At 64.2% G+C, this 21,024-nt stretch carries 20 protein-coding genes; 10 read left to right on the top strand and 10 right to left on the bottom strand.

Translation table 11 applies throughout. The features are described 5' to 3' along the window. Nucleotides 1-121: 121 nt before the first annotated feature. The 3 genes from AC07XM_RS21895 to AC07XM_RS21885 are packed head-to-tail and all read right to left on the bottom strand — an operon-like array spanning nucleotide 122 to nucleotide 2,559. Nucleotides 122-706, bottom strand: a complete 585-nt coding sequence (locus AC07XM_RS21895; protein WP_016486008.1) for a LysE family translocator — start codon at nucleotides 704-706, stop codon at nucleotides 122-124. A gap of 50 nt (nucleotides 707-756) precedes the next feature. After that, entirely contained in the window at nucleotides 757-1,587 is an 831-nt protein-coding gene (locus AC07XM_RS21890; RefSeq protein WP_102689964.1) for an AraC family transcriptional regulator, read from the bottom strand. Nucleotides 1,588-1,635: 48 nt separating this feature from the next. Further along, nucleotides 1,636-2,559, bottom strand: coding sequence for a LysR family transcriptional regulator (locus AC07XM_RS21885; RefSeq protein WP_016486010.1), 924 nt, complete (start codon nucleotides 2,557-2,559; stop codon nucleotides 1,636-1,638). A 111-nt stretch (nucleotides 2,560-2,670) separates the two neighbouring features. Between AC07XM_RS21885 and nfsB the strand changes: the two genes are divergently transcribed. Then, nucleotides 2,671-3,324: an oxygen-insensitive NAD(P)H nitroreductase gene (nfsB, locus tag AC07XM_RS21880; RefSeq protein WP_102689965.1), complete on the top strand. Its 654-nt coding sequence runs from the start codon at nucleotides 2,671-2,673 to the stop codon at nucleotides 3,322-3,324. A 52-nt stretch (nucleotides 3,325-3,376) separates the two neighbouring features. On the opposite strand, the gene AC07XM_RS21875 is transcribed toward nfsB, so the two are convergent. The 3 genes from AC07XM_RS21875 to AC07XM_RS21865 all read right to left on the bottom strand — a co-directional run bounded on the left by AC07XM_RS21875 (nucleotide 3,377) and on the right by AC07XM_RS21865 (nucleotide 5,846). Beyond that, nucleotides 3,377-3,919: a WYL domain-containing protein gene (locus AC07XM_RS21875; protein ID WP_023048832.1), complete on the bottom strand. Its 543-nt coding sequence runs from the start codon at nucleotides 3,917-3,919 to the stop codon at nucleotides 3,377-3,379. Between the two features lie 117 nt (nucleotides 3,920-4,036). Further along, on the bottom strand, nucleotides 4,037-4,834 hold the full coding sequence (locus tag AC07XM_RS21870) for an SDR family NAD(P)-dependent oxidoreductase (RefSeq protein WP_095114838.1): 798 nt from the start codon (nucleotides 4,832-4,834) through the stop codon (nucleotides 4,037-4,039). Nucleotides 4,835-4,937: 103 nt separating this feature from the next. After that, entirely contained in the window at nucleotides 4,938-5,846 is a 909-nt protein-coding gene (locus AC07XM_RS21865) for a LysR family transcriptional regulator (RefSeq protein ID WP_070086463.1), read from the bottom strand. 290 nt (nucleotides 5,847-6,136) lie between these two features. Between AC07XM_RS21865 and AC07XM_RS21860 the strand changes: the two genes are divergently transcribed. Continuing rightward, nucleotides 6,137-7,441, top strand: a complete 1,305-nt coding sequence (locus AC07XM_RS21860; RefSeq protein ID WP_095114839.1) for an MFS transporter — start codon at nucleotides 6,137-6,139, stop codon at nucleotides 7,439-7,441. 31 nt (nucleotides 7,442-7,472) lie between these two features. Beyond that, complete coding sequence (locus tag AC07XM_RS21855; protein WP_102689966.1) at nucleotides 7,473-8,711, top strand: Zn-dependent hydrolase; 1,239 nt, start codon at nucleotides 7,473-7,475, stop codon at nucleotides 8,709-8,711. Between the two features lie 141 nt (nucleotides 8,712-8,852). Here AC07XM_RS21855 and AC07XM_RS21850 read toward each other — a convergent pair whose 3' ends face one another. Beyond that, the gene (locus AC07XM_RS21850; protein ID WP_016486017.1) at nucleotides 8,853-10,277 is read right to left on the bottom strand and encodes an aminotransferase-like domain-containing protein; all 1,425 of its coding nucleotides are present in this window, start codon (nucleotides 10,275-10,277) and stop codon (nucleotides 8,853-8,855) included. A 325-nt stretch (nucleotides 10,278-10,602) separates the two neighbouring features. On the opposite strand from AC07XM_RS21850, the gene AC07XM_RS21845 reads away from it, so the two are divergent. Beyond that, a complete protein-coding gene (locus AC07XM_RS21845; protein ID WP_016486018.1) occupies nucleotides 10,603-12,018 on the top strand; it encodes an amino acid permease in 1,416 nt (471 codons plus the stop codon). A gap of 3 nt (nucleotides 12,019-12,021) precedes the next feature. On the opposite strand, the gene AC07XM_RS21840 is transcribed toward AC07XM_RS21845, so the two are convergent. Beyond that, on the bottom strand, nucleotides 12,022-12,201 hold the full coding sequence (locus AC07XM_RS21840; RefSeq protein ID WP_016486019.1) for a hypothetical protein: 180 nt from the start codon (nucleotides 12,199-12,201) through the stop codon (nucleotides 12,022-12,024). A gap of 104 nt (nucleotides 12,202-12,305) precedes the next feature. Here AC07XM_RS21840 and tam point away from each other — a divergent pair, with 104 nt between their 5' ends. Beyond that, a complete protein-coding gene (gene tam, locus AC07XM_RS21835; protein WP_016486020.1) occupies nucleotides 12,306-13,082 on the top strand; it encodes a trans-aconitate 2-methyltransferase in 777 nt (258 codons plus the stop codon). On the opposite strand, the gene AC07XM_RS21830 is transcribed toward tam, so the two are convergent. Together AC07XM_RS21830 and AC07XM_RS21825 are read right to left on the bottom strand one after the other, a co-directional pair. Continuing rightward, complete coding sequence (locus AC07XM_RS21830) at nucleotides 13,072-13,443, bottom strand: DUF2784 domain-containing protein (protein WP_102689968.1); 372 nt, start codon at nucleotides 13,441-13,443, stop codon at nucleotides 13,072-13,074. The two genes, tam and AC07XM_RS21830, sit on opposite strands and share 11 nt — an antisense overlap. A 141-nt stretch (nucleotides 13,444-13,584) precedes the next feature. Beyond that, nucleotides 13,585-14,454, bottom strand: coding sequence for a LysR substrate-binding domain-containing protein (locus tag AC07XM_RS21825; protein WP_023048826.1), 870 nt, complete (start codon nucleotides 14,452-14,454; stop codon nucleotides 13,585-13,587). A gap of 244 nt (nucleotides 14,455-14,698) precedes the next feature. On the opposite strand from AC07XM_RS21825, the gene AC07XM_RS21820 reads away from it, so the two are divergent. The 5 genes from AC07XM_RS21820 (at nucleotide 14,699) to AC07XM_RS21800 (ending at nucleotide 20,931) form a co-directional block, all read left to right on the top strand. Then, nucleotides 14,699-16,015 carry an MFS transporter gene (locus AC07XM_RS21820; protein WP_016486022.1) on the top strand — a complete coding sequence of 439 codons (1,317 nt, stop codon included), beginning with the start codon at nucleotides 14,699-14,701 and terminating at the stop codon, nucleotides 16,013-16,015. A 15-nt stretch (nucleotides 16,016-16,030) separates the two neighbouring features. Beyond that, entirely contained in the window at nucleotides 16,031-17,422 is a 1,392-nt protein-coding gene (locus tag AC07XM_RS21815) for an FAD-dependent oxidoreductase (RefSeq protein ID WP_102689969.1), read from the top strand. Between the two features lie 97 nt (nucleotides 17,423-17,519). Then, nucleotides 17,520-18,230, top strand: a complete 711-nt coding sequence (locus AC07XM_RS21810; RefSeq protein WP_016486024.1) for a YebC/PmpR family DNA-binding transcriptional regulator — start codon at nucleotides 17,520-17,522, stop codon at nucleotides 18,228-18,230. Between the two features lie 142 nt (nucleotides 18,231-18,372). Continuing rightward, nucleotides 18,373-19,317: a LysR family transcriptional regulator gene (locus tag AC07XM_RS21805; protein ID WP_095114843.1), complete on the top strand. Its 945-nt coding sequence runs from the start codon at nucleotides 18,373-18,375 to the stop codon at nucleotides 19,315-19,317. 201 nt (nucleotides 19,318-19,518) lie between these two features. Further along, nucleotides 19,519-20,931, top strand: a complete 1,413-nt coding sequence (locus tag AC07XM_RS21800; RefSeq protein ID WP_016486026.1) for a DOPA decarboxylase — start codon at nucleotides 19,519-19,521, stop codon at nucleotides 20,929-20,931. The last annotated feature ends 93 nt before the right edge of the window (nucleotides 20,932-21,024 follow it).

Raw genomic sequence — 21,024 nt, 5'->3', positions numbered from 1 at the left:
CAAAGCGCCCCCGGCAATGTCTGCGGCGAAGCTGACATCTTGGGGCCGCTGCGCGCCCCGATCGCGACACAAGGCCGCTCCTGCAGGTGCCCCGTAGACCCGAGGGGACACCGCTTGATCTTCAAGCCAGCACGGCAGCCCAGGCAGAAATCAACAGCACCCCCGCCAACACCTGGTTGAACAGCTGCAACCGCCGCGGTGCCTGCAACCACCTGGCGCTCCCCACCCCCAGCACCGCCCAGGCTGCCATGCACGGCAGGGCGATCAGCAAAAATACCAGCGCCAGTTGCCACACCGGCAATGACGGCGCTGCAAATACCCCGACCACCGCCACAGCCATCAGCCACACCTTGGGGTTCACCACCTGCAACGATGCGGCGCTGAAAGCACTGAGCCCTTGCGCGGTGGCCGCTTGCAAGGGGGTGGCGGCACTGCGCAGCATCTTCCACGCCAGCCAGCTTAGCCACAACACGCCGGCCCAGCTCATCAGCTGTTGGGCCAAGGGGTGACGCAGGAGCAGCTCACCCAGCCCTAGACCGACCATCAACACGATTGCCGCTGCCGCGCCACAGGCCGCCACGATTGGCACCAGGCTCGCGCGCAAACCTGCGCGCGCGCCATGGGCCAGGATCAGCAGGTTGGTCGGCCCCGGGCTGATGCTGGCCACCAGGGCGAACAGAATGAAAGGCAACAACGACTGCGACATGGTTCATGGCTCCGGAAAATCGAAGCACCATGCTCGCTGCCTTCAGGGGTTCAGTCTGGAAGGTTTGAGCAGCGCCTGCGGTAGTCGGCAGGGGTCAGCCGGTAGGCCCGACGGAACCAGCGCCCCAGGTGGCTCTGGTCGGCGAAGCCCAAGGCCACGGCCACATCGGCAGGCGTCTGGCCCTGGGCGAGCAGGCGCCGTGCCCGGGCCAGGCGCAGCTGGATCAGGTAGGCATGCGGTGCAATGCCGAACGCGGCCTTGAATGCACGGGTCAGGCGAAAACGGTCGATGCCACAGGCCTGGGCCAGGTCTTCCAGGCCGACGTCGCGCTCCAGGTGGGCGTGCAGGTAATCACGCGCGCGCTGCGCGCTCAGCGGCAGGCGCGGGTCGGGGTTGATGCGTCGGCGCCAGTGCATGTGGCGGGTCAGACAGGCCAGCAGGTCGTCCATGGCCGTTTGCCGCACGATGCGCAAGTCCCGGTCGTGCACGGTGCAGAAGGCGAGGGCGGTGGCCCGCGCCAGGCGCTCATCGTGGCACAGGGTATCGGCAAAACTGGGCAGGCTGTCGCCCGGTATGTGCTCGAACAGCGAACGCAGCTGTTGGTCTAGCCAAGCGGGCTGCAGGTACAGCGTGGAATAGGTGAAGCCTTCTTCGGTGGGCGCCAGCCCATCGTGGATGTCGCCAGGCTCGAGCAAGAATACCTGCCCCGGCGTGCTGCGATGGCGCACCCGACGGCAGTTGAACTGCTGCACGCCCTGCTCGGTCACGCCGACCAGAAAGCTGTCGTGCCAGTGCGGGTCGTAGGCATGTCCGACGAAATGCGCCCGGACCGATTCGATGCCGGTATCGGCGTCTTGCTTGAGGTCGATCCAGTTGCTCATGAACGTGTGCCGTTGGGGTAAATGGCTACCTTAGCGCAACCCCCCGGCTCAGTCTGGAACGATTGTGCAGCCGTTGGTCAGTGCCCGATCACGCAGGGCCTCGAAGCGCTCGCGCAGCCACAGGTGCAATTGCGAAACTGCCGGTGTGAGCTGCTTGCGATGCGGGCAGACCAAGGTGACCGGGGTAGGTTCGCCGAGCAGTTCGGGCAGGACGATTTCCAGTTCACCGGCCGCAATGTTGGCGCTGACATCCAGCCACGACTTGTAGACGATGCCTTCGCCTTGAATGGCCAGGCGACGGATGACGTCGGCATCGTCACTGACCAGCGGCCCGCGCACCTGCACGGTACGGTTGCCCAGCTGCCACTTGTCGTATACCCGGTTGTGCTGCATGTACAGCAGGCAGGCGTGTTGCTGCAGGGCGTCGGGGCTGAGCGGGCGGCCGTGGCGGGCCAGGTAGTCGGGCGATGCGACCAGCACTCTGCGGTTCCAGTCGGCCAATGGCAGAGCGATGTAGTTGGCATCCTGGTTCAGGCCATAGCGGATGGCCACATCCACCGGGTCGCGGTTGAGGTCGGCAATCTGGTCGGACAGGAAGAAACGCAGTTGCAATGCCGGGTGCTCGCGGCGAAAAGCGCTGAGCCAGGGCAGCAACATGTTGCGGCCCATGTCGGAAGGTGCCGACACCTGCAGGGTGCCGCGCAGGGTATTGGGGTTGCCATGCAGGTCTTCATGGCCCTGGCGCAAGCTCTCCAGCACATTCAGCGCGGTGGGCAGGTAGCGCTCGCCCTCGGCGGTCAGGCGCAGGCTGCGCGTGGTGCGGGCGAACAGGCGTACATCCAGGTCGCGCTCCAGGCGCTTGATTGCTGCGGCCACCTGGCCCGGCAGCAGGCCGGCTTCATGGGCGGCGGCTGTGAAGCTGCCCAGTACGCTGCTGCGGGCAAACAGTTCGAGGTCGGCAATACGCAGCATGTTGCATTTTCACTCCGTGGATGAAAGTGTTGCTGCATTGTGCCGGTTTTTCTTTTGTACTGGAAAGATAAGATACACGCCACATACACCGTTGATTCCCGGAGTTGTTGCATGGATACCGTCTCGCTGGCCAAGCGCCGCTACACCACCAAAGCCTACGATGCCTCGCGCCGTATTCCCCAGGCCACTGTCGATGCCTTGCTTGAACAGCTGCGCCACAGCCCGTCCTCGGTCAACTCACAGCCGTGGCACTTCATCGTTGCTGATACCGGCGAAGGCAAGGCCCGCCTGGCAAAGAGTACCAACGAGGGTTTTGCCTACAACACACCCAAGCTCCTCGATGCGTCGCACGTGATCGTATTCTGCACCCGCACCGAAATGACCGAAGCGCACCTCAATGCGGTGCTTGATCAAGAGGCTGCCGACGGCCGTTTCCGTGACGAGCAAGCCCGCGCCGGGCAAAACCAGAGCCGCCGCCATTACGTCAACCTGCACCGCTATGACCAGAAGGACGTGCAGCACTGGATGGAAAAGCAGACTTACCTGGCCTTGGGTACGGCGCTGCTGGGGGCAGCGGCGCATGGTCTGGATGCAACCCCGATCGAATGCTTCGACAGCAAGGTGCTCGATGCTGAGCTGGGCTTGCGTGAGCGTGGCTTTACCAGTGTGGTGATCCTCAGCCTGGGTTATCGCAGCGAGTCGGACTTCAACGCCGGGCTGAACAAATCACGCTTGCCGGCTTCGCAAGTGTTCACTTTCTTGTGAGATTACCGGGGCCACAGACGGCCCCGCCCGACAATGAATTTTTGCTTGCCAGTCAATAACTGCCATCGTGCAGTGCCAGGCTCTGGCGCAGCTGTTCGAGCATGGCCACACGCAGCGCCAGCGGGGCCTGGATGCGGATAGAACCTGCTTGGGACAGCAGCCAGCCCATCAGCGCCCGGTTGTCGGCCACGGTAGCGACCAGCACGGCGCCGCCGCTCGCTTGCGGTGTCAGTTGCATGTCTGCTGACAGGGGTGATTGTTCCAGGCGGCGGGCCAGCGCGTCATCGACCCAGGCATGCAGTTCAACGTGGTCCGGGGGGGTAAGCACGTCGGGTTGCAGCTGCTGCGCTTCGCTCAGGCTCAGGCCCGGTTGCCAGTACCAGCCGTAAGGCATGCCTTTACTGTTGCACTGCAACGGGAACAACGCGGCAAGCTCGACCAGGTCGCGTTCGACGGTGCGTTTGCTGGTGGTATGGCCCACGGTTGTCAGGGCGGCCTGCAACTGGGTAGAGCTCATCCCGGGGTGGCGGCCGGGCAGCAACTTGAGCAGCTGCCACTGTCGGGCGATGGTATGGCGGGTTGGGTGGCTGGGCAAAGGCTTCGTCCTTGAAGGCAGGCGTCAAACCTGCCTGGATAGTGGCGTATAGCTATTGCGCAGCATACCCTCTCATAGAATGGGATCCAAGTTTTCCCCGAATGCCGCCAGTTGAATTCAGATAGCGAGGCTGTCGACCACGCCGCCGTCGACCCGCAGGGCCGCGCCGGTGGTGGCGGAGGAATAAGGGGAGGCGAGGTATACCACCAGGTGGGCAACCTCATCGACATCGGCGACGCGCTGGATGATCGAGCTTGGCCGCGCGGTGCGGACGAAGTTGTCCGCCTCTTCACGAATGCTGCGCCCGGAAGCCTTGGCTGCATCGGCCACCATCGCGGTCACGCCATCGGTCAGGGTCGGGCCCGGCAGCACTGCGTTCACGGTAACCCCGGTGCCGGCCAGACGCTTGGCCAAGCCATGGGAAACGGCCAGGTTGGCGGCCTTGGTCACGCCGTAGTTGATCATGTCGGCAGGAATGGCGACACCCGATTCCGAGGAAATGAACAGGATCCGCCCCCAGCCGTTCTCGATCATGCCCGGGGCATAATGGCGGGCCAGGCGCACACCGCTGAGCACGTTGGTTTCGTAGAAGCGCGCCCACTCGCTGTCGTCTACATCGAAGAAGTCGACGTCGTCGTAGATGCCCAGGTTGTTGACCAGGATGTCGGCCCGTGGGTGGGCAGCGAACAGGGTTTCGGCACCGGCGGCGGTACCCAGGTCGGCGACCACGCCTTGCACCTGGCCACGCCCACCTTGCTTGCGCACTTCGGCGAGGGCGGCGTCCAGCGACTTCTGGCTGCGGCCGGCAATGACCACGTCGGCATTGGCGCGGGCCAGGCCACGGGCGATGGCCAGACCAATACCGCCGGTCGAGCCGCTGATGATGGCGGTGCGTCCGCCGAGGTCGATGTTCATGGGATGGCTCCTGTAAGTGAGTTGCAGTGATGCAAGCCATTCTAGTGAAGCACGCAGGTTGGCAAGCGCGAGCGCGCGAGGTCTATGGAGCCGCTCAGAAGCGCTAGGTTATGACACGCTGCAACGCCTCGATAAACACCTCTTCCGCCCGGCTGAACCGCTGTTCCCTGTTCCACAACAGGTGAATATCCACATCGGCAATCCCTTCCTGCGGCGCCAGCTTCCACAGCAACCCCGCTTCGACATCCGGTGCCACCACATGCTCGGGCAGGCAGCCGATGCCAAACCCGGCGATCACCAGCCGGCGGACTTCTTCAAGGCTTGGCGATGAGGCCACGATCCGCCCGGCGAACCCTTGCAGGTCTCGGAAAATGGTCAGCGGCGACAACATGCCGCCAATCTGATCGCTGGTGAAACTGACGAAGTTCTCCCGTTGCAGGTCGCCTTCGGCCTGGCCAAACAGGGCATGGTGCTTGCCACAGAAAAACGCATAGCGTTGGCGCAGGAACAGCCGCTGTTCCAGCCGTGGCTGTGCACGCCGGGTGAGGCTAAGGCCCGCCGTGGCGGTTTTTTCCTGCAGGGCGGCGACGATGTCGGAGCTGCGCATCACGTCGATTTCCAGTTCCACTCGCGGGCGCTGGCGGTGGAAGTCGGCGAGGAAGTTGTCAAAGCGTTCGCTGACGATGCGGCTGATCATCAGCAGGCGCACTTTGCCCACCACTTCGTCCGCCGGTTGCTCCAGCAAGCCGCCGATCTGCGACATTTGCCCATACACCTCGCCGGCCAGCTGGAACAGCTGCTCGCCCATTTCTGTCAGCACGAAGCGCGGCCCACGGCGGGCAATGAGCTGGCGGCCGAGCTGCTCTTCAAGGCGCTTGAGCGCCTGGCTTACCGCCGGTTGGGTGAGGTGCAGGCGGGCGGCGGCGCGGCTGATGGACAGCTCCTGGCCGATGACCCGGAAGGTGCGCAGCAGGTTCCAGTCGAGGCGGTCGTTGAGCAGGCGGTCAGACATGGCGGGGGCTCGATAATAAGCGTGGCTAATAGTTCGAATAATAAATAGAAAATTGACTAATCATAGCCCCGGGCCGATAAATCGCATGCATTGAAGCCCGGTGTGTCGGCGGCGGCTTTTTCGCGGGCTTGCCCCGTCCCACAGGTACTGCACTGTTGCAGACAGGGTGCGACCCCTGTGGGAGCGGGCGAGCCCGCGAACAAGCCAGCACCGAACCAGCAGGCCAAGCGCCACCAGAGCGCCACCGTGTCCCAGCAACTCCTGCCAGAACAACAAGCAAAGGAGCCCCCATGAACCCCACCGCTTCCGCCCAGCCGCGCCGTGCAGCCGCCGCCGCGTTCATCGGTACCATGATCGAGTGGTACGACTTCTACATCTACGCCACCGCCGCCGCCCTGGTGTTCGGTGCCTTGTTCTTCCCCTCTGACGACAGCCTGTTCAGCACCATGGCCGCGTTCGGCACCTTCGCCGTGGGCTTCTTCGCCCGGCCGCTGGGCGGCATCGTCTTCGGCCACGTGGGCGACCGAATCGGCCGCAAGAAGTCGCTGGTCATCACCCTGCTGATGATGGGCATCGTTACCGTGTGCATCGGCCTGCTGCCGACTTACGCGCAGATCGGCGCCACCGCGCCGGTGCTGTTGATCCTGCTGCGCATCGTCCAGGGCATTGCCGTGGGCGGCGAGTGGGGCGGGGCGGTATTGATGGCCGGCGAGCATGCGCCCAAAGGTCGGCGCAACTTCTTCGCCTCGTTCGCCCAGCTGGGCAGCCCGGCTGGCCTGATTCTGTCGCTTCTGGCCTTTGGCGCGGTTACCCGCCTGCCTGAAGAGGAACTGATGAGCTGGGGCTGGCGCGTGCCGTTCCTGGCCAGCGCGTTGCTGCTGCTGGTGGGCCTGGCGATTCGCCTGGGGGTGAATGAGTCACCCGAGTTCATCGCCAGCCGCGAGCAGGCGCAAAAGGCTCGGCGCAAGGAGCAGGCGCCAGTGCTTGAAGTGCTGCGCACCGCCTGGCGCCCGCTGTTGCTGTGCATCGGCGCCAACACCCTGGGCATTGCCGGGGTCTACTTCACCAACACTTTCATGATCAGCTACACCACCCAGCAGTTGCACCTGGAGCGCTCGTTGATCCTTGAATGCCTGTTCTTTGTGGCGATCATCCAGTTCTGTGTGCAGCCGCTTGCGGCGTGGCTGTCGGAAAAGGTCGGCGCGACGCGCTTCCTGGCGCTGGTTGCGCTGCTGGCGATGGCCTCGCCCTACCCGATGTTCGTGCTGGTCAGCTCGGGCCAGGGCCCGTTGATCGTGCTTGGCATCGCCCTGGCCGCAGCCTGCATGGCTTCCTTCTACGCGGTGATTGCCGGCTATGTCAGCGGCATGTTCGCAACCCGCGTGCGCTACACCGCCATTTCTCTGGCCTATCAGATCTGCGGCGCGATCGCTGGCGGCCTGACCCCGCTGATTGGCACCTGGCTGGCCCATACCTTCAGCGGCCAATGGTGGCCGATGGCAGCCTTCTACACCCTGATCGCCACCATTTCGCTGGTTTGCGTGCTCGCCTTGGCGCGCCAGTACGCCCGTAGCCAGCGCCTGGAACTGGCCTGATCGAACCCCCACTATTCTGGAGTACCCGCATATGTTGAAAAGCAATGGCGAACGCCTGTGGGCGAGCCTGATGGCCATGGCCGAAGTCGGCGCCACCGCCCGCGGCGGCAACTGCCGCCTGGCCCTCAGCGAGGAGGACAAAGCCGGCCGTGAACTGTTCAGCCACTGGTGCCGCGAAGCGGGCCTTAGCCTGTCGGTAGATGCCATCGGCAACCTGTTCGCCCGCCGTGCCGGCAGTGACCCGCATGCCGCCCCGGTCATGATGGGCAGCCACCTCGACACCCAGCCCGAAGGAGGCCGTTTCGATGGCGTCTATGGCGTGCTGGCCGGCCTGGAGGTGGTGCGCCGCCTGAACGACTTGAACATCCAGACCCGCAAGCCACTGGAAATTGCCGTATGGACCAATGAGGAGGGCGCGCGCTTCACCCCGGCCATGTTTGGCTCGGCGGTGTTCACCGGCAACCTCGCGCTGGCCGAGGCGCTGGCCATTCGCGATGCCGATGGCGTCAGCGTCGCCGATGAACTGCACCGCACCGGGTACGCCGGCCAACGCCCGCTGGGCGGCGAGGTGGATGCCTATTTCGAGGCGCATATCGAACAAGGCCCGATCCTTGAAGACAACGCCAAGGCCATTGGCGTGGTCAGTGGTGGCCAGGCTATCCGCTGGCTGGACGTGACGGTCGAGGGCATGGCGGCACACGCCGGCACCACGCCGATGCTGCTGCGCAAGGATGCGCTGTACGGCACTGCGCGGATGATCCAGGCGGTCGAGCAACTGGCAGCGGACTTTTCCCCCCAAGGCCTGACCACCGTAGGTGAGCTCTCCATTGCCAAGTCTTCGCGCAACACCATTCCCGGCCTGCTGCAGTTCACGGTCGACCTGCGCCATCACCGCGACGAGGCCATCGAAGCCATGGAGCGCGAGCTGACCCTGAAGCTGCAAGCCATCGCCAGCCAGCGCGGCCTGCAAGTGCGTATCGAGCGCCACTGGGTGAGCCCGGCGACCCCGTTCGATGCCGACTGCGTGGCTGCCGTGCAGCAAGCGGTGGATGGCCTTGGGTATGCGCAGCAATCGATTGTCAGCGGGGCGGGTCACGATGCCATTCTGTTGGCGCGGTACTGCCCGACGGCGATGGTGTTCATCCCCTGCGTCGGTGGCCTGAGCCACAACGAGGCTGAGGACGTGCTGCCTGATGATGCCCGACAGGGCGCGGATGTACTGCTGAACGCTGTGCTGGCACGGGCAGGCCGTGTCGACATAACTCATTGAATAGGGGGACCCTGTGGGAGCGGGCTTGCCCCGCGAACACCGGCAAAGCCGGTGCCATGCATCGCCAGGCCCCCTTCGCGGGACAAGCCCGCTCCCACAAGTTCCTGCAAACCTTACCCACGCTGAGGATGTCGTGGCGAACTACATCCCACCCCTTCGCACATGCTTGACGAACACCTTCTCCAGCAACTCCCACATCGCCGGGTCCGTACTGAACGCCACATTGAAGCGCATCCACCCGGTCGCTTTGGCATCGACCATGAACAACTGCCCAGGCCCAAGCATGATGCCTTTCTCCAGCGCATCATCCAGCAATGCGGCACTGTCCGGAATCGCCGGGTGGCGGGTCCAGATGTACATGCCTTCATCCGATTCGGTGAACAGTTCGAAGCCCAGTCGATGCAGATGCCGGCCAACTTCCTGGTGCGCCTCGGCCAGCCGCTGGCGCAGGCGCTTGAGGTGCTTGCGCCAGCGGCCGTCGATGATCGCGGCGTATACCACACGCTCCATCACCTGCGAGGTGGTCAGGCCTGAGCGCATCTTCAGGTGCAGCAGCTTCTGCATCAGTTCGGGGTTGGCCAGCATGTAGCCGACCCGCACATTGGGCGAGATGCTCTTGGAGTAGCTGCCCACGTACACCACCTGCTGCAGGTGGTCGAGGCTGGCCAGGCATGGCTGCGGTTCGGTGACCATGTCGGCGTACAGGTTGTTTTCCACCAGGCGGAAGCCGTGCTGGCTGGCCAGTTGCAGCAGGCGGTGCAACTGCGGCAGCGGTGTGCGTGAGCAGGTCGGGCTGTGCAGGTGCGGCTGGGTGAAGAACGCCGTCGGGCGGTGGTGGGTGAGCAACTGCTCCAGCTGGTTCAGGTCGTAACCGGCCGGGGTGCGTGGCACGCCTACCAGGGTTGCGCCCTGGGTACGCAGGATGCTCATCAGGTTGGGGTAGCCAGGGTCGTCGACCAGCACCACATCGCCTGGGCGCACCAGCGTGCGGGCGGCCAGGTCCAGGGCCTGGCTGGCACCGTGGGTGAGCATCAGCTGTGCCGGGTTGGCGACGATGGAAAGCTCTTGCTGCAAATTCTGCGCTGTCAGCGTACGCAGTTCCATCAGGCCCATGGGGTCGCCGTAACCCGACAGTTCCAGTGGGCTGCCGGCCACCTGGCGCAGCCCGCGACGCAGGCCGTCTTCGTACATCCAGTCGTTGGGCAGCCAGCCGCACCCCGGTTTGTAGGGCAACTGACGGATCTCGAAGATCTGCTGCAGGTACCACTCGGAGTTGAACATTGGTCGACTGGCGTCGGCCTCGGTAGTGTGCCGGTCCAGCATTTCGCCCGCCGCACGGTTGACGAAGAACCCCGCATTGCCACGGCTCACCAGCAGCCCCTGGGCGACCAGGCGGTCGTAGGCCTCGACCACGGTGAAGGTGCTCACCGAATAGCTCGCGGCAAAGGCGCGTATAGACGGGACCTTGGCGCCCGGCTTGAGGGTCTGGTTGTCGATCAACTCACGCAACCCGTCGATGATCTGGTTGACCAGCGGGGTGGGGGAGTCTGGATGTAATTCGAACATTCGGGGCCTTCAGGGTGCGTATCGCCTGGCGTTTGCAGGGTGTACTGCATGGGCGACCTGTACAGTGCAGTGCGAGATTCATGCCACTGTGCATGGCTCTCTGCGTCGGACATTTTTACATTAGGTGTCGGATATCGCCACATAAAGCATGTTCAGTTCGCTTCAGGCAGTCGTCCTGGGGCGCGTCAGCAGGCCGCCATGGAGGGCCTGCGTGTGTTCGCTCACACCATCCTGCCCGCATTAGCACTGATGTACAGGTGAAACCGCCAGCCATCGGGGTTTCACGGTTTTCCTTGGATAAAAAGAAGCACGGGGTACACAACTGATGGACGCAACATCCACAACCACCACCGCGAAAGGCGGGCACGAGAGCAAGCTCAGTGCCTCGCTGAAGTCGCGCCACCTGACGATGATGTCGATCGCCGGGGTTATTGGCGGCGCCTTGTTCGTCGGCTCCGGCAGCGTGATCCACAGCGCCGGCCCAGCCGCTGTCCTGGCCTACCTGGCGGGCGGCATCCTGGTGGTACTGATCATGCGCATGCTGGGTGAAATGGCGACGTCCTCGCCAGACACCGGCTCGTTCTCCACCTACGCCGACCGCGCCATTGGCCGCTGGGCCGGTTTCACCATCGGCTGGCTGTACTGGTGGTACTGGGTCATCCTCATGGCCTGGGAAGCCTATGTGGCGGGCAAGATCCTGCATGGCTTCTTCCCGGATGTCAGCGTCAACGTGTTCGTGCTGGCCACGACCCTGTTGCTGATTACCGTCAACTTCTTCAACGTCAAGCACTACGGTGAGTTCGAGTTCTGGTTCGCCTTGATCAAGGTGATCGCGATTGTCTGCTTCCTGATCGTGTGTACCGCTGCCGTGATGAACGTCTGGCAGTTTGGTGAAGTGCGTGGCATCAGCCACCTCACCGCCGAAGGCTTCATGCCCAATGGCATCACCACCGTGATCGGTGCATTGCTTGGGGTGATGTTCGCCTTCCTGGGCGCCGAAATCGTCACCATCGCCGCTTCCGAAGCCAAGGACCCGGCCGCGCAGATCGTCAAGGCCACCAACTCGGTGGTATGGCGTGTGTGCCTGTTCTACGTCGGTTCGATCTTCCTGATCGTCTGCCTGGTACCGTGGAACGACCCGCACCTGGGTGTTTCCGGCTATGGCGCTTATCGCCGTACCCTGGAACTGCTGGGCGTGCCGTATGCCGAGCTGCTGATGAACTTCGTGGTGCTGACCTCGGTGAGCAGCTGCCTGATCTCGGGCCACTACACCGCTTCGCGCATGCTGTTCTCCCTGGCCCAACGGGGTGATGCGCCGTCGTTCTTCAAAATCACCCGCGCCGGCACCGGTGTACCGGTATACGCGATCATGGGCTCGTGCGCCGTGGCCGTGGTGTGTGCGCTGATCAACTTCAGCGAAACCCTGCGCCCGAAAGACGTGCTGGATACCCTGATGAACACCACCGGCATGATCGCCCTGCTGGTGTACCTGGTCATTGCCTTCTCGCAGCTGCGCATGCGCCGCAAGCTGATTGCCGAAGGCAAGGAAGTGCGCCTGAAGATGTGGCTGTTCCCGTGGCTGACCTACCTGGTGATCGCGTTCATCGTGGCCGCACTGGTCACCATGGCCTTCATGCCTGACTACCAGATCCTGGTGATTTCCACCGGTATTGCGGCGGCAGTCGTGGTGGCAATGGGCGTGGTGCACCAGATCCGCTCTGGCAGCAGCAAGCAGCACTAAGCGTCACTCGTGCCTGGAAACGGCCGGCTCCCTTGGGGACCCGGCCGTTTCGCGTTGTTGGGCCTGGGTTTTTTCTGCGGGCATGTGGAAGCGCTGGTTCATCCACGGCGAGCCGAGCAGGGCGGCAGCGGCGATCAGGGCCAGGATGGCGAGGGCGATGTAGGTCTTCATGGGCAGGCGCATACATGGACTGACTTCACGCATAGGCGGTCAGTTCCGGCGATAGGGCCCTCACAGTCGACAGATGGCATATGCTAGGCACATTGCCCGCCCAAAAGGAGCCCCACATGGCTTGGTCCGCCAACCAGTATTCCCTGTTCGAAGACGAACGCACCCGTGCCGTACGCGACCTGCTCGCCGCCATCCCGCCACGGCCGGTGCGCCACGCCACCGACCTGGGCTGCGGCCCGGGCAACTCCACCGAGGTGCTGCTGCAGCGCTACCCCGATGCCCAGGTGACGGCACTGGACAGCGACCCGGACATGATCGACAAGGCCCGCGAACGCAAACGGCTGTGCATCCCGCGGGTACGCACGGTCATTGCCGACATTGCCGGCTGGTCCGCCCCAGAGCCGCAAGACCTGATCCTGGCCAATGCCTCGCTGCAATGGGTACCTGACCACGCCTCGCTGTACCCGCACCTGGTGCGTCAGTTGAGTGAAGGCGCCAGCCTGGCCGTGCAGACCCCCGACAACCTCGACGAACCAGCCCATCGGCAGTTGCGCGAGATTGCCAGCCAAGGCCCTTGGGCGGCGAAATTCGCCGATTTCCAGTTGCCGCCACGGCACGGTGCGGCGTTCTACTACGACCTGCTCAGCCCGCTGTGTGCGCGGGTGGATGTGTGGCGCACCACCTATCACCACCCTTTGGTGGGTGGCGCCGAAGCGGTGGTGGAGTGGTTCAAGGGTTCGGCCTTGCGGCCTTACCTGGCCAGGCTTGACGAGCAGGAGCAGGGCGACTTTCTGCAGATGTACCTGCAGGCCATGCAGCGCGACTACCCGCCGGCCACCGATGGCAAGGTGCTGCTGCCGTTCCCGCGGTTGTTCGTGATCGCTACCCGCTAGGACGGTGCCATTGCCAGGCCACGTAGCTGTAGACGCCGAGGTTGAGCAGCAGCACAACGCTGCCCAGTAACAGCTGGATGTGCGGTGTCAGCCCGGCGGGGTAGATCAGTGGCCAGATGTAGTGCTCCACAAAGCCGCCCTGGTAGCCTGCGCCCCCGGCTGCGCTGCGCATGCGGTTTTCCCAGGTGGTGAGCGGGCAGCCCAGGTGCAGGCATTCCACCGCCACGCCCCAGGCCAGGGTCGGCAAGTGGATGAACAGGGCAGGGCGCCACTTGAGTACCAGCAGGCCGCCGAACAGCACCAGCAGGATGAAGGCCAGGTGCAGCAGGACCAGGGTGTCGGCGGCCAGGCGGTAGAGCATGGTCAGTGTGCCCGGGGGTTGAAGTTATCCCAGCATAGTCGGGTGGCCTGCACTGGCCTCTTCGCAGCACAAGGGTGCTCCTACAGGTTATCGCATTCCTCTGTAGGAGCAGCCTTGCGCTGCGAAAGGGCCGGTACAGGCTTACAACCCTTCCTCAACCATCTGCAAAAAGGTCGCCACTACCCGGCGCGTACGCTGTTCGCTCAGGCACACCAGCGTCTCGGTCAAATGCCGCTGACAATCCACAATCGGTAACGCGCACACCCGCGCATCGGCGCCAAACTCGGCCGCCGAGACCACCCCCACGCCTATCCCCACCACCACCGCCTCACGCGCCGCTTCCCGGCCTTCCACCTGGATCGCCGGGCGAATCCGCAAACCCGCTCGTTGCATCTCTTCTTCCAGCGTCTGGCGCGTCACCGAGCCGGGCTCGCGCAGCACCAGGGGTGTGTCGTCGAGGTCGGCGAGGCTGATCGAGCCACGGCTGGACCACGGGTGGTTATGCGAAACAAACGCCACCATCGGGTCGCGGCGCAGTGGCAGGCAATGCAGGCGCTCATCATCGACATCCCGGCCGAGCAGGGCCAGGTCAGCCTGGTAGCTGAACAAGCGGGCCAGCGACTCATCGGTGTTGCCGGTCTCGATTTTCACCTGGATGCCCGGGTAGCGCTGGCAGAAGCGGGCGATCTGCGGCAGCACGTGTACCGGCGCATCCACCGCCAGCACCAGGCTGCCGGTGTGCAGCGCACGCGAATCGTGCAGCAGCTCTTGAGCTTCGACCTCGCAAGCGAACAGGCGCTGGCTGATGCCCAGCAAGCGCTCGCCAAGATCAGTGAGCTGGACCGAACGCTTGTTGCGGTGGAACAGCAAGACGCCGAAGCGCTCCTCCAGTTTGCGCACCTGGTCCGACACCGCTGGCTGGGTAAGGAACAGCTTTTCTGCGGCGCGGGTAAAGCTGCCGTGCACGGCCACCGCATGGAAGGCCTTCAGTTGTGCGTGGGAAAGCGACATGACAGACCTCAGTAACAAGCTGGGCTTATGTGTGTAATACGATAAATCGATTTTATTTATCTTAGCGCAACTGTTTCCATGAATGTCAGCCCGATGCGGGTACCACGAGTACCGCCTGGGCCATGGCACCCACACGGCGCCATCTGACCCGATGACAGCCTTGTCATCGCTGTGCGTAACACAAGAACAAGACAGGCGTTTCTTCACATTCTGCCGGCACACTTGAGCAAGAGGTCAGACTTACATGAATCAATCCCTAGCCGCGTTGAAACGTTGGCGCATCCAGATTTTCGCCATCACCTGGCTGGCTTACGCCGCCTTCTACTTCACCCGTAAAGCCTTCTCGGTAGCCAAGCTGGGCATTGCCGAAGACCCAGGCTTCATGCTCGACAAGGCCGCCATGGCCAACCTCGACGCCATCTACCTGGCCGCCTACGCTGTGGGCCAGTTCACCTGGGGCATGCTCGCCGACCGCTTCGGCCCGCGTGTGGTGGTGCTTGGCGGGTTGCTGATTTCTGCACTGGCGGCAGTGGTGATGGGCAGTTACGCCACCTTCCCGATCTTTGCCACCTGCATGCTGGTGCAGGGCCTGGCGCAGTCCACCGGCTGGGCCGGCTTGTGCAAGAACATCGGCAGCTTCTTCCCGGCTTCGCAGCGCGGGCGGGTATTGGGCCTGTGGAGTTCCTGCTATGCCTTCGGCGGCCTGGTGGCCTCACCGTTCGCGGGGTGGTGGGCCTATACCCTGGTGGGCACCTGGCACGCAGCGTTCTTCTCCAGTGCCGCAGTGGTGGCCCTGGTGGCCGTGCTGTTTTTCTTCCTGCAGCGCAACAAGCCTGAAGATGTCGGCCTGCCGGCCGTGGAGCCCGAGCCGCAGAGCATGGCCCCGGCGGACAACCTGTGCAGCGTGTGGGCACCGCTGAGGGAGATCCTGCGCAACCGCACGGTGCTGACCCTGGGGCTTGCGTACTTTCTGCTGAAGCCGGCGCGCTACGCCATCCTGTTGTGGGGGCCGGTGATTGTCTTCGAACAGATGCCATCGGTGGGCAAGGTGGGGGCGGCAATCATCCCGACCGCCTTCGAACTGGCGGGGTTGCTAGGCCCGATCATGATCGGCCTGGCCTCCGACAAACTGTTCGGCGCCCGGCGCATGCCGGCCTGCGTGATCAGCCTGGTGCTGCTGACCATGACCCTGGCGGCGTTCATGGCGGCCATGCATACCGGTAGCGTGATGCTGGTGGTGGCCTTGCTGTTCGTCATGGGCCTGACCCTGTACGGGCCGGACTCAATGATCAGTGGTGCTGCAGCCATCGACTTCGGCACCGCCAAGGCCGGCGCCACCGCCGCAGGTTTCGTCAACGGCTGTGGCTCGGTGGGGGCGGTGCTGGGCGGGCTGCTACCCGGTTACTTCGATGGCGTCACGGTGTTCATCGTGTTCGCTGGCTGCGCGCTGTTCTCGGCGCTGGTGCTGTTACCGCACTGGAACAGCCGCCCGGCCAGCAATGCACAAAGTACCGACGTAGCACCGAATACCAGCATGGCAATCAAGCCACTGCGTACCTGAAAGGAAAGCGAGCAAATGAGACCCTTCTGGCTGCAACAGGCCCTGGATTCCACGCAGGAGGCGGTGTGCCCGCCGCTGCAAGGCGATACCCGTTGCGATGTGTGCATTGTCGGTGGCGGTTATACCGGCCTGTGGACGGCACTGATGCTCAAGGAGGCCGTACCGGCCCTGGAGGTGGTGCTGATCGAAGCCGACATCTGCGGCGCCGGTGCCAGTGGCCGCAATGGTGGCTGCGCGTTGTCCTGGTCGGCCAAGTACTTCACCCTCGAACGCCTGTTCGGCGTGGCCGAGGCGGTGCGCCTGGTGCGCGAGTCGGAGCGCAGCATCGCCGGCATCGGCGAGTTTTGCGCGGCCAATGGCATCGACTGCGACTTTCGGCTGGACGGCACGTTGTACACTGCCACCAACCCGGCCCAGGTAGGCGCCACCGATGCGGTGATCGCCGCGCTGGAGCACAAGGGGATCAACTCGTTCCGCCGCCTGCCACTGGAGCAGGTGCAGCGCCTGGCGGGTTCGGCGCGGCACCTGGAGGGCTGGTTCTCGCCGGCCGCCGCCACGGTGCAGCCGGGCAAGCTGGTGCGCGGCTTGCGTCGGGTGGCCTTGCAACGCGGCGTGCGCATTCATGAAGGCACAGCCATGACTGGCCTGGAGCACGGTGCCCCGGTGCAGGTACGCACCGCTCATGGCACCGTGCGCGCCGACCGCGTGGTGCTGGGCCTCAATGCCTGGATGGCACGCGCCTTCCCGCAGTTCGAGCGCAGTGTGGCGATCGTTTCCAGCGACATGGTGATCACCGAGCCGTGCCCCGAACTGCTCGGCCAGACCGGCCTGGACAGCGGAATCAGCGTGCTCGACTCGCGTATTTTCGTGCATTACTACCACAACACCTCTGATGGTCGGCTGATGCTCGGCAAGGGCGGCAACACCTTCGCGTATGGCGGGCGCATGCTGCCGGTATTCGACCAGCCTTCGCCGTACCGGCCCTTGCTGCGCGAAACCCTTGGCGAGTTTTTCCCGGCCTTGGCCGAGGTGCCATTGGCGGCCAGCTGGAACGGGCCGTCGGACCGTTCGGTGACCGGCTTGCCGTTCTTTGGTCGCCTGGACGGTCAGGGCAACGTGTTCTACGGCTTTGGTTACTCCGGCAGCGGCGTTGGCCCGTGTCATATGGGCGGGCAGATTCTTTCGTCGCTGGCGCTGGGGCTGGATAACCCGTGGACCCGTTCGCCGCTGGTCAAGGGGCCGCTGGGGCTGTTCCCGCCCGAACCGATCCGCTACCTGGGCTCGCTGATGGTGCGCAATGCCATCCGTCGCAAGGAGCGCGCCGAGGATCACGGCTTGCGGCCGCGTCGCCTGGATGTGCGCCTGGCGCGGTTTGCGGCGGCGGCGGGCAAAGCCGATAAAGGCTGATGAGATTTCTTGTCGATCCCATGCTCGAGGGCGTATAAAATGCCCCCACTTTTGGCCGGTCGCTTCCTGAACCGGCCGCTGAAACAAGAGAGTCGACATGGGCGCACAGTGGAAAGCCAAACATAGAGAAACAGCGGCCAATGCCAAAGGCAAGGTCATGGGCAAGCTGTCCAAGGAAATCCAGATCGCTGCCAAATCGGGCGCCGATCCCGACATGAACCCACGCCTGCGCCTGGCCATCGTGCAAGCCAAGAAGGCTTCGATGACCCGTGAAACCCTGGAGCGGGCGATTCGCAAGGGCGCTGGTCTGGACGGTGATGCCGTGCAGTACTCGGCAGTAACCTACGAAGGGTTCGCGCCGCACCAGGTGCCGTTGATCGTCGAGTGCCTGACCGACAACGTCAACCGCACCGTCGCGCAAATCCGTGTGCTGTTCCGCAAGGGCCAGCTGGGTGCCAGCGGCTCGGTGGCCTGGGACTTCAACCACGTCGGCCTGATCGAAGCCACCCCGGAAGGTGACGCCGACCCGGAAATGGCGGCCATCGAAGCCGGCGCTCAGGACTTCGAAGAAGGTGAAGAAGAGGGCTCGACCCTGTTCATTACCGACACCACTGACCTCGATGCCGTGCAGAAGGCCCTGCCGGAGCACGGCTTCACCGTGACCGCGGCGAAAATCGGCTATACCCCGAAGAACCCGGTGAGCGCAGCCAGCCTGAGTGCTGAAGCACTGGCTGAGGTTGAAGCGTTCCTCGAAGCGATCGACGAGAACGATGACGTGCAGAACGTCTACGTCGGCCTCACTGACTAATGTGTGTATCCGGGGCCGCTTTGCGGCCCTTCGCGGGCTTGCCCGCTCCCACAGGTTCACCGCAGCTTCCGGCACAGCAGTGAACCTGTGGGAGCGGGCGAGCCCGCGAATAGGCCCTTGAATGCCACCGCAGGCAGCCTGCATGAACCCCACCTTCGCCTCCCTCAGCCTCGCCCACCTGCGCACCCTCGACCATTTGCTGCAGTTGAAAAACCTCAGCCACGCCGCCGAGCGCCTGGGCGTCAGCCAGTCGGCCCTCAGCCGCCAGTTGGCCCACCTGCGCGAAGCCTTCGACGACCCGTTGCTGGTTCGCCAAGGCCGCGGCTACGTACTCAGCGAATACGCCGAAGCCCTGGTTGAACCGCTACGCCAGGTCCTCGAAGAACTGCACGCCCTGCGCCAGCCCGCCGTATTCGATCCAGCGCGCTGTGAGCGCCGTTTCTGCCTGGCCGCTTCGGACTACGTGGCCGAGCACATGCTGCCGTTACTGGTGGCCGCGCTGGAACGCGAAGCGCCCGGCGTATCGCTGGAGTACCGTACCTGGCAGGCCGGCCAGTATGCGTTGCTGGCCAGCGGCGAAATCGACCTGGCAACCACTTTGTTCGACGAGTCGCCACCCAACCTGCACGGGCGCTTGCTGGGTGAGGACCGCGCGGTGTGCCTGATGCGCCACGATCACCCGCTGGCCGCCCACACCTCGCTCAGCCAGGCCGATTACCTGGCGCACAAGCATGTGCGGATTTCTGGCGGTGGCGACAAGGACAGTTTCATCGACCGTCACCTTCGCGCCCAAGGCCTGCAGCGGCGTGTCAGCCTGGAAGTGCCGTTTTTTTCCGCCACCGTAAAGGTCGTTGCCAACAGCCAGGCCGTGGCCACCGTGCCCGAGCACATCGCCCGGCAACTGTGCCGCTTGCATGACCTGGCCTGGCGGCCGTTGGGCTTTATCGAGCATAGCCAGCGCTACTGGGTGGTGTGGCACCAGCGGCTGCAGGCTTCGGCCGAGCATCGCTGGTTGCGCAACCGGGTGTTCGAGCTGTGGCGTCAGTCGCAGTTTGGCGTGCAGGGCGGGCATGCGGGTTTGCCATAGCAGGTATGCGCAAGGCGGGGTTATTCGCCGGGGGATAGGTGCCTAGACTGGGGGCATTGTGTTGCCTGTTCCGGCCTCTTCGCGGGTAGACCCGCTCCCACAGGTACTGCACCGTTCTCGAACTTGGTGCAGTACCTGTGGGAGCGGGTTTACCCGCGAAGAGGCCAGTACAGGCAGTGGATTACCCACAGGAGAGCCCACGTGACCCCCGAACAATTCCGCCAGTACGGCCACCAACTGATTGACCTGATCGCCGACTACCGCCAGACCGTTGGCGAGCGCCCGGTCATGGCCCAGGTCGAGCCCGGCTACCTCAAGGCCGCCTTGCCCGACACCGCTCCCCGGCAAGGTGAACCCTTCGAAGCCATCCTCGACGACGTCAACCGGTTGGTCATGCCCGGCCTGTCCCATTGGCAGCATCCGGACTTCTACGGCTACTTCCCCTCCAACGGTACTCTGTCCTCGGTACTCGGCGACTTCCTCAGCACCGGCCTGGGTGTGCTAGGCCTGTCGTGGCAGTCCAGCCCCGCACTCAGCGAACTGGAGGAAACCACCCTCGACTGGCTGCGCCAGTTGCTCGGCCTGTCGGGCCAATGGAGCGGGGTGATCCAGGACACCGCCTCTACCAGCACCCTGGTGGCGCTGATCAGCGCCCGCGAGCGCGCCAGCGACTACGCACTGGTGCGCGGTGGGCTGCAAGCCCAGGCCAAACCCCTGATCGTCTACGTCAGCGCCCACGCTCACAGCTCGGTGGACAAGGCCGCGTTGCTGGCGGGTTTTGGTCGCGACAATATTCGCCTGATCCCCACCGACGAACGCTACGCCCTGCGCCCGCAGGCGCTGCAGGCAGCCATTGAGCAAGACCTGGCAGCGGGTAACCAGCCATGCGCCGTAGTGGCTACTACCGGTACCACCACCACCACTGCGCTGGACCCGTTGCGCCCGATTGGCGAGATCGCCCAGGCCCATGGCCTGTGGCTGCATGTGGATTCGGCCATGGCCGGTTCGGCGATGATCCTGCCCGAATGCCGCTGGATGTGGGACGGCATCGAGCTGGCCGATTCGGTAGTGGTCAATGCGCACAAGTGGCTGGGTGTGGCCTTTGACTGCTCGATCTACTACGTGCGTGATCCGCAGCATCTGATCCGGGTGATGAGCACCAACCCCAGCTACCTGCAATCGGCGGTGGATGGCGAGGTGAAAAACCTGCGTGACTGGGGCATCCCGCTGGGCCGCCGGTTCCGCGCGTTGAAGCTGTGGTTCATGTTGCGCAGCGAGGGTGTTGAAGCGTTGCAGGCGCGGTTGCGGCGTGACCTGGACAATGCCCGGTGGCTGGCGGAGCAGGTTGGGGCTGCGGCGCACTGGGAAGTGCTGGCACCGGTGCAATTGCAGACCTTGTGCATTCGCCATCGGCCGGCGGGGCTGGAAGGGGAGGCGCTGGATGCGCATACCAAGGGGTGGGCCGAGCGGTTGAATGCCTCCGGGGATGCGTATGTGACGCCGGCGACGCTGGACGGACGATGGATGGTGCGGGTGTCGGTGGGGGCGCTGCCGACTGAGCGGGAGCATGTCGAGACGCTTTGGAAGCGACTGCAAGAAGTGGTTGAAGGCTGAGATTGCCGGGGCCGCGTTGCGGCCCATTCGCGGCACAAGGCCGCTCCCACGGGTATGGCGCATGGCTTGAAGGCGATGCGGTCAATGTGGGAG

It is taken from the genome of Pseudomonas sp. GW460-LB5 (genome assembly GCF_059423245.1).
The sequence above is the reverse complement of the archived record's forward strand: the minus strand, read 5'-3'. Positions and strand labels throughout refer to the sequence as shown.

Coding starts and splice junctions, on each gene's coding strand:
- AC07XM_RS21810 (WP_016486024.1), top strand. CDS start 17,520: ATGGGCGCACAGTGGAAAGCCAAACATAGAGAAACAGCGGCCAATGCC.
- AC07XM_RS21805 (WP_095114843.1), top strand. CDS start 18,373: ATGAACCCCACCTTCGCCTCCCTCAGCCTCGCCCACCTGCGCACCCTC.
- AC07XM_RS21860 (WP_095114839.1), top strand. CDS start 6,137: ATGAACCCCACCGCTTCCGCCCAGCCGCGCCGTGCAGCCGCCGCCGCG.
- AC07XM_RS21825 (WP_023048826.1), bottom strand. CDS start 14,454: ATGTCGCTTTCCCACGCACAACTGAAGGCCTTCCATGCGGTGGCCGTG.
- AC07XM_RS21815 (WP_102689969.1), top strand. CDS start 16,031: ATGAGACCCTTCTGGCTGCAACAGGCCCTGGATTCCACGCAGGAGGCG.
- AC07XM_RS21820 (WP_016486022.1), top strand. CDS start 14,699: ATGAATCAATCCCTAGCCGCGTTGAAACGTTGGCGCATCCAGATTTTC.
- AC07XM_RS21840 (WP_016486019.1), bottom strand. CDS start 12,201: ATGCGCCTGCCCATGAAGACCTACATCGCCCTCGCCATCCTGGCCCTG.
- AC07XM_RS21890 (WP_102689964.1), bottom strand. CDS start 1,587: ATGAGCAACTGGATCGACCTCAAGCAAGACGCCGATACCGGCATCGAA.
- AC07XM_RS21870 (WP_095114838.1), bottom strand. CDS start 4,834: ATGAACATCGACCTCGGCGGACGCACCGCCATCATCAGCGGCTCGACC.
- AC07XM_RS21850 (WP_016486017.1), bottom strand. CDS start 10,277: ATGTTCGAATTACATCCAGACTCCCCCACCCCGCTGGTCAACCAGATC.
- AC07XM_RS21845 (WP_016486018.1), top strand. CDS start 10,603: ATGGACGCAACATCCACAACCACCACCGCGAAAGGCGGGCACGAGAGC.
- AC07XM_RS21865 (WP_070086463.1), bottom strand. CDS start 5,846: ATGTCTGACCGCCTGCTCAACGACCGCCTCGACTGGAACCTGCTGCGC.
- AC07XM_RS21855 (WP_102689966.1), top strand. CDS start 7,473: ATGTTGAAAAGCAATGGCGAACGCCTGTGGGCGAGCCTGATGGCCATG.
- AC07XM_RS21885 (WP_016486010.1), bottom strand. CDS start 2,559: ATGCTGCGTATTGCCGACCTCGAACTGTTTGCCCGCAGCAGCGTACTG.
- nfsB (WP_102689965.1), top strand. CDS start 2,671: ATGGATACCGTCTCGCTGGCCAAGCGCCGCTACACCACCAAAGCCTAC.
- AC07XM_RS21830 (WP_102689968.1), bottom strand. CDS start 13,443: ATGCTCTACCGCCTGGCCGCCGACACCCTGGTCCTGCTGCACCTGGCC.
- AC07XM_RS21895 (WP_016486008.1), bottom strand. CDS start 706: ATGTCGCAGTCGTTGTTGCCTTTCATTCTGTTCGCCCTGGTGGCCAGC.
- tam (WP_016486020.1), top strand. CDS start 12,306: ATGGCTTGGTCCGCCAACCAGTATTCCCTGTTCGAAGACGAACGCACC.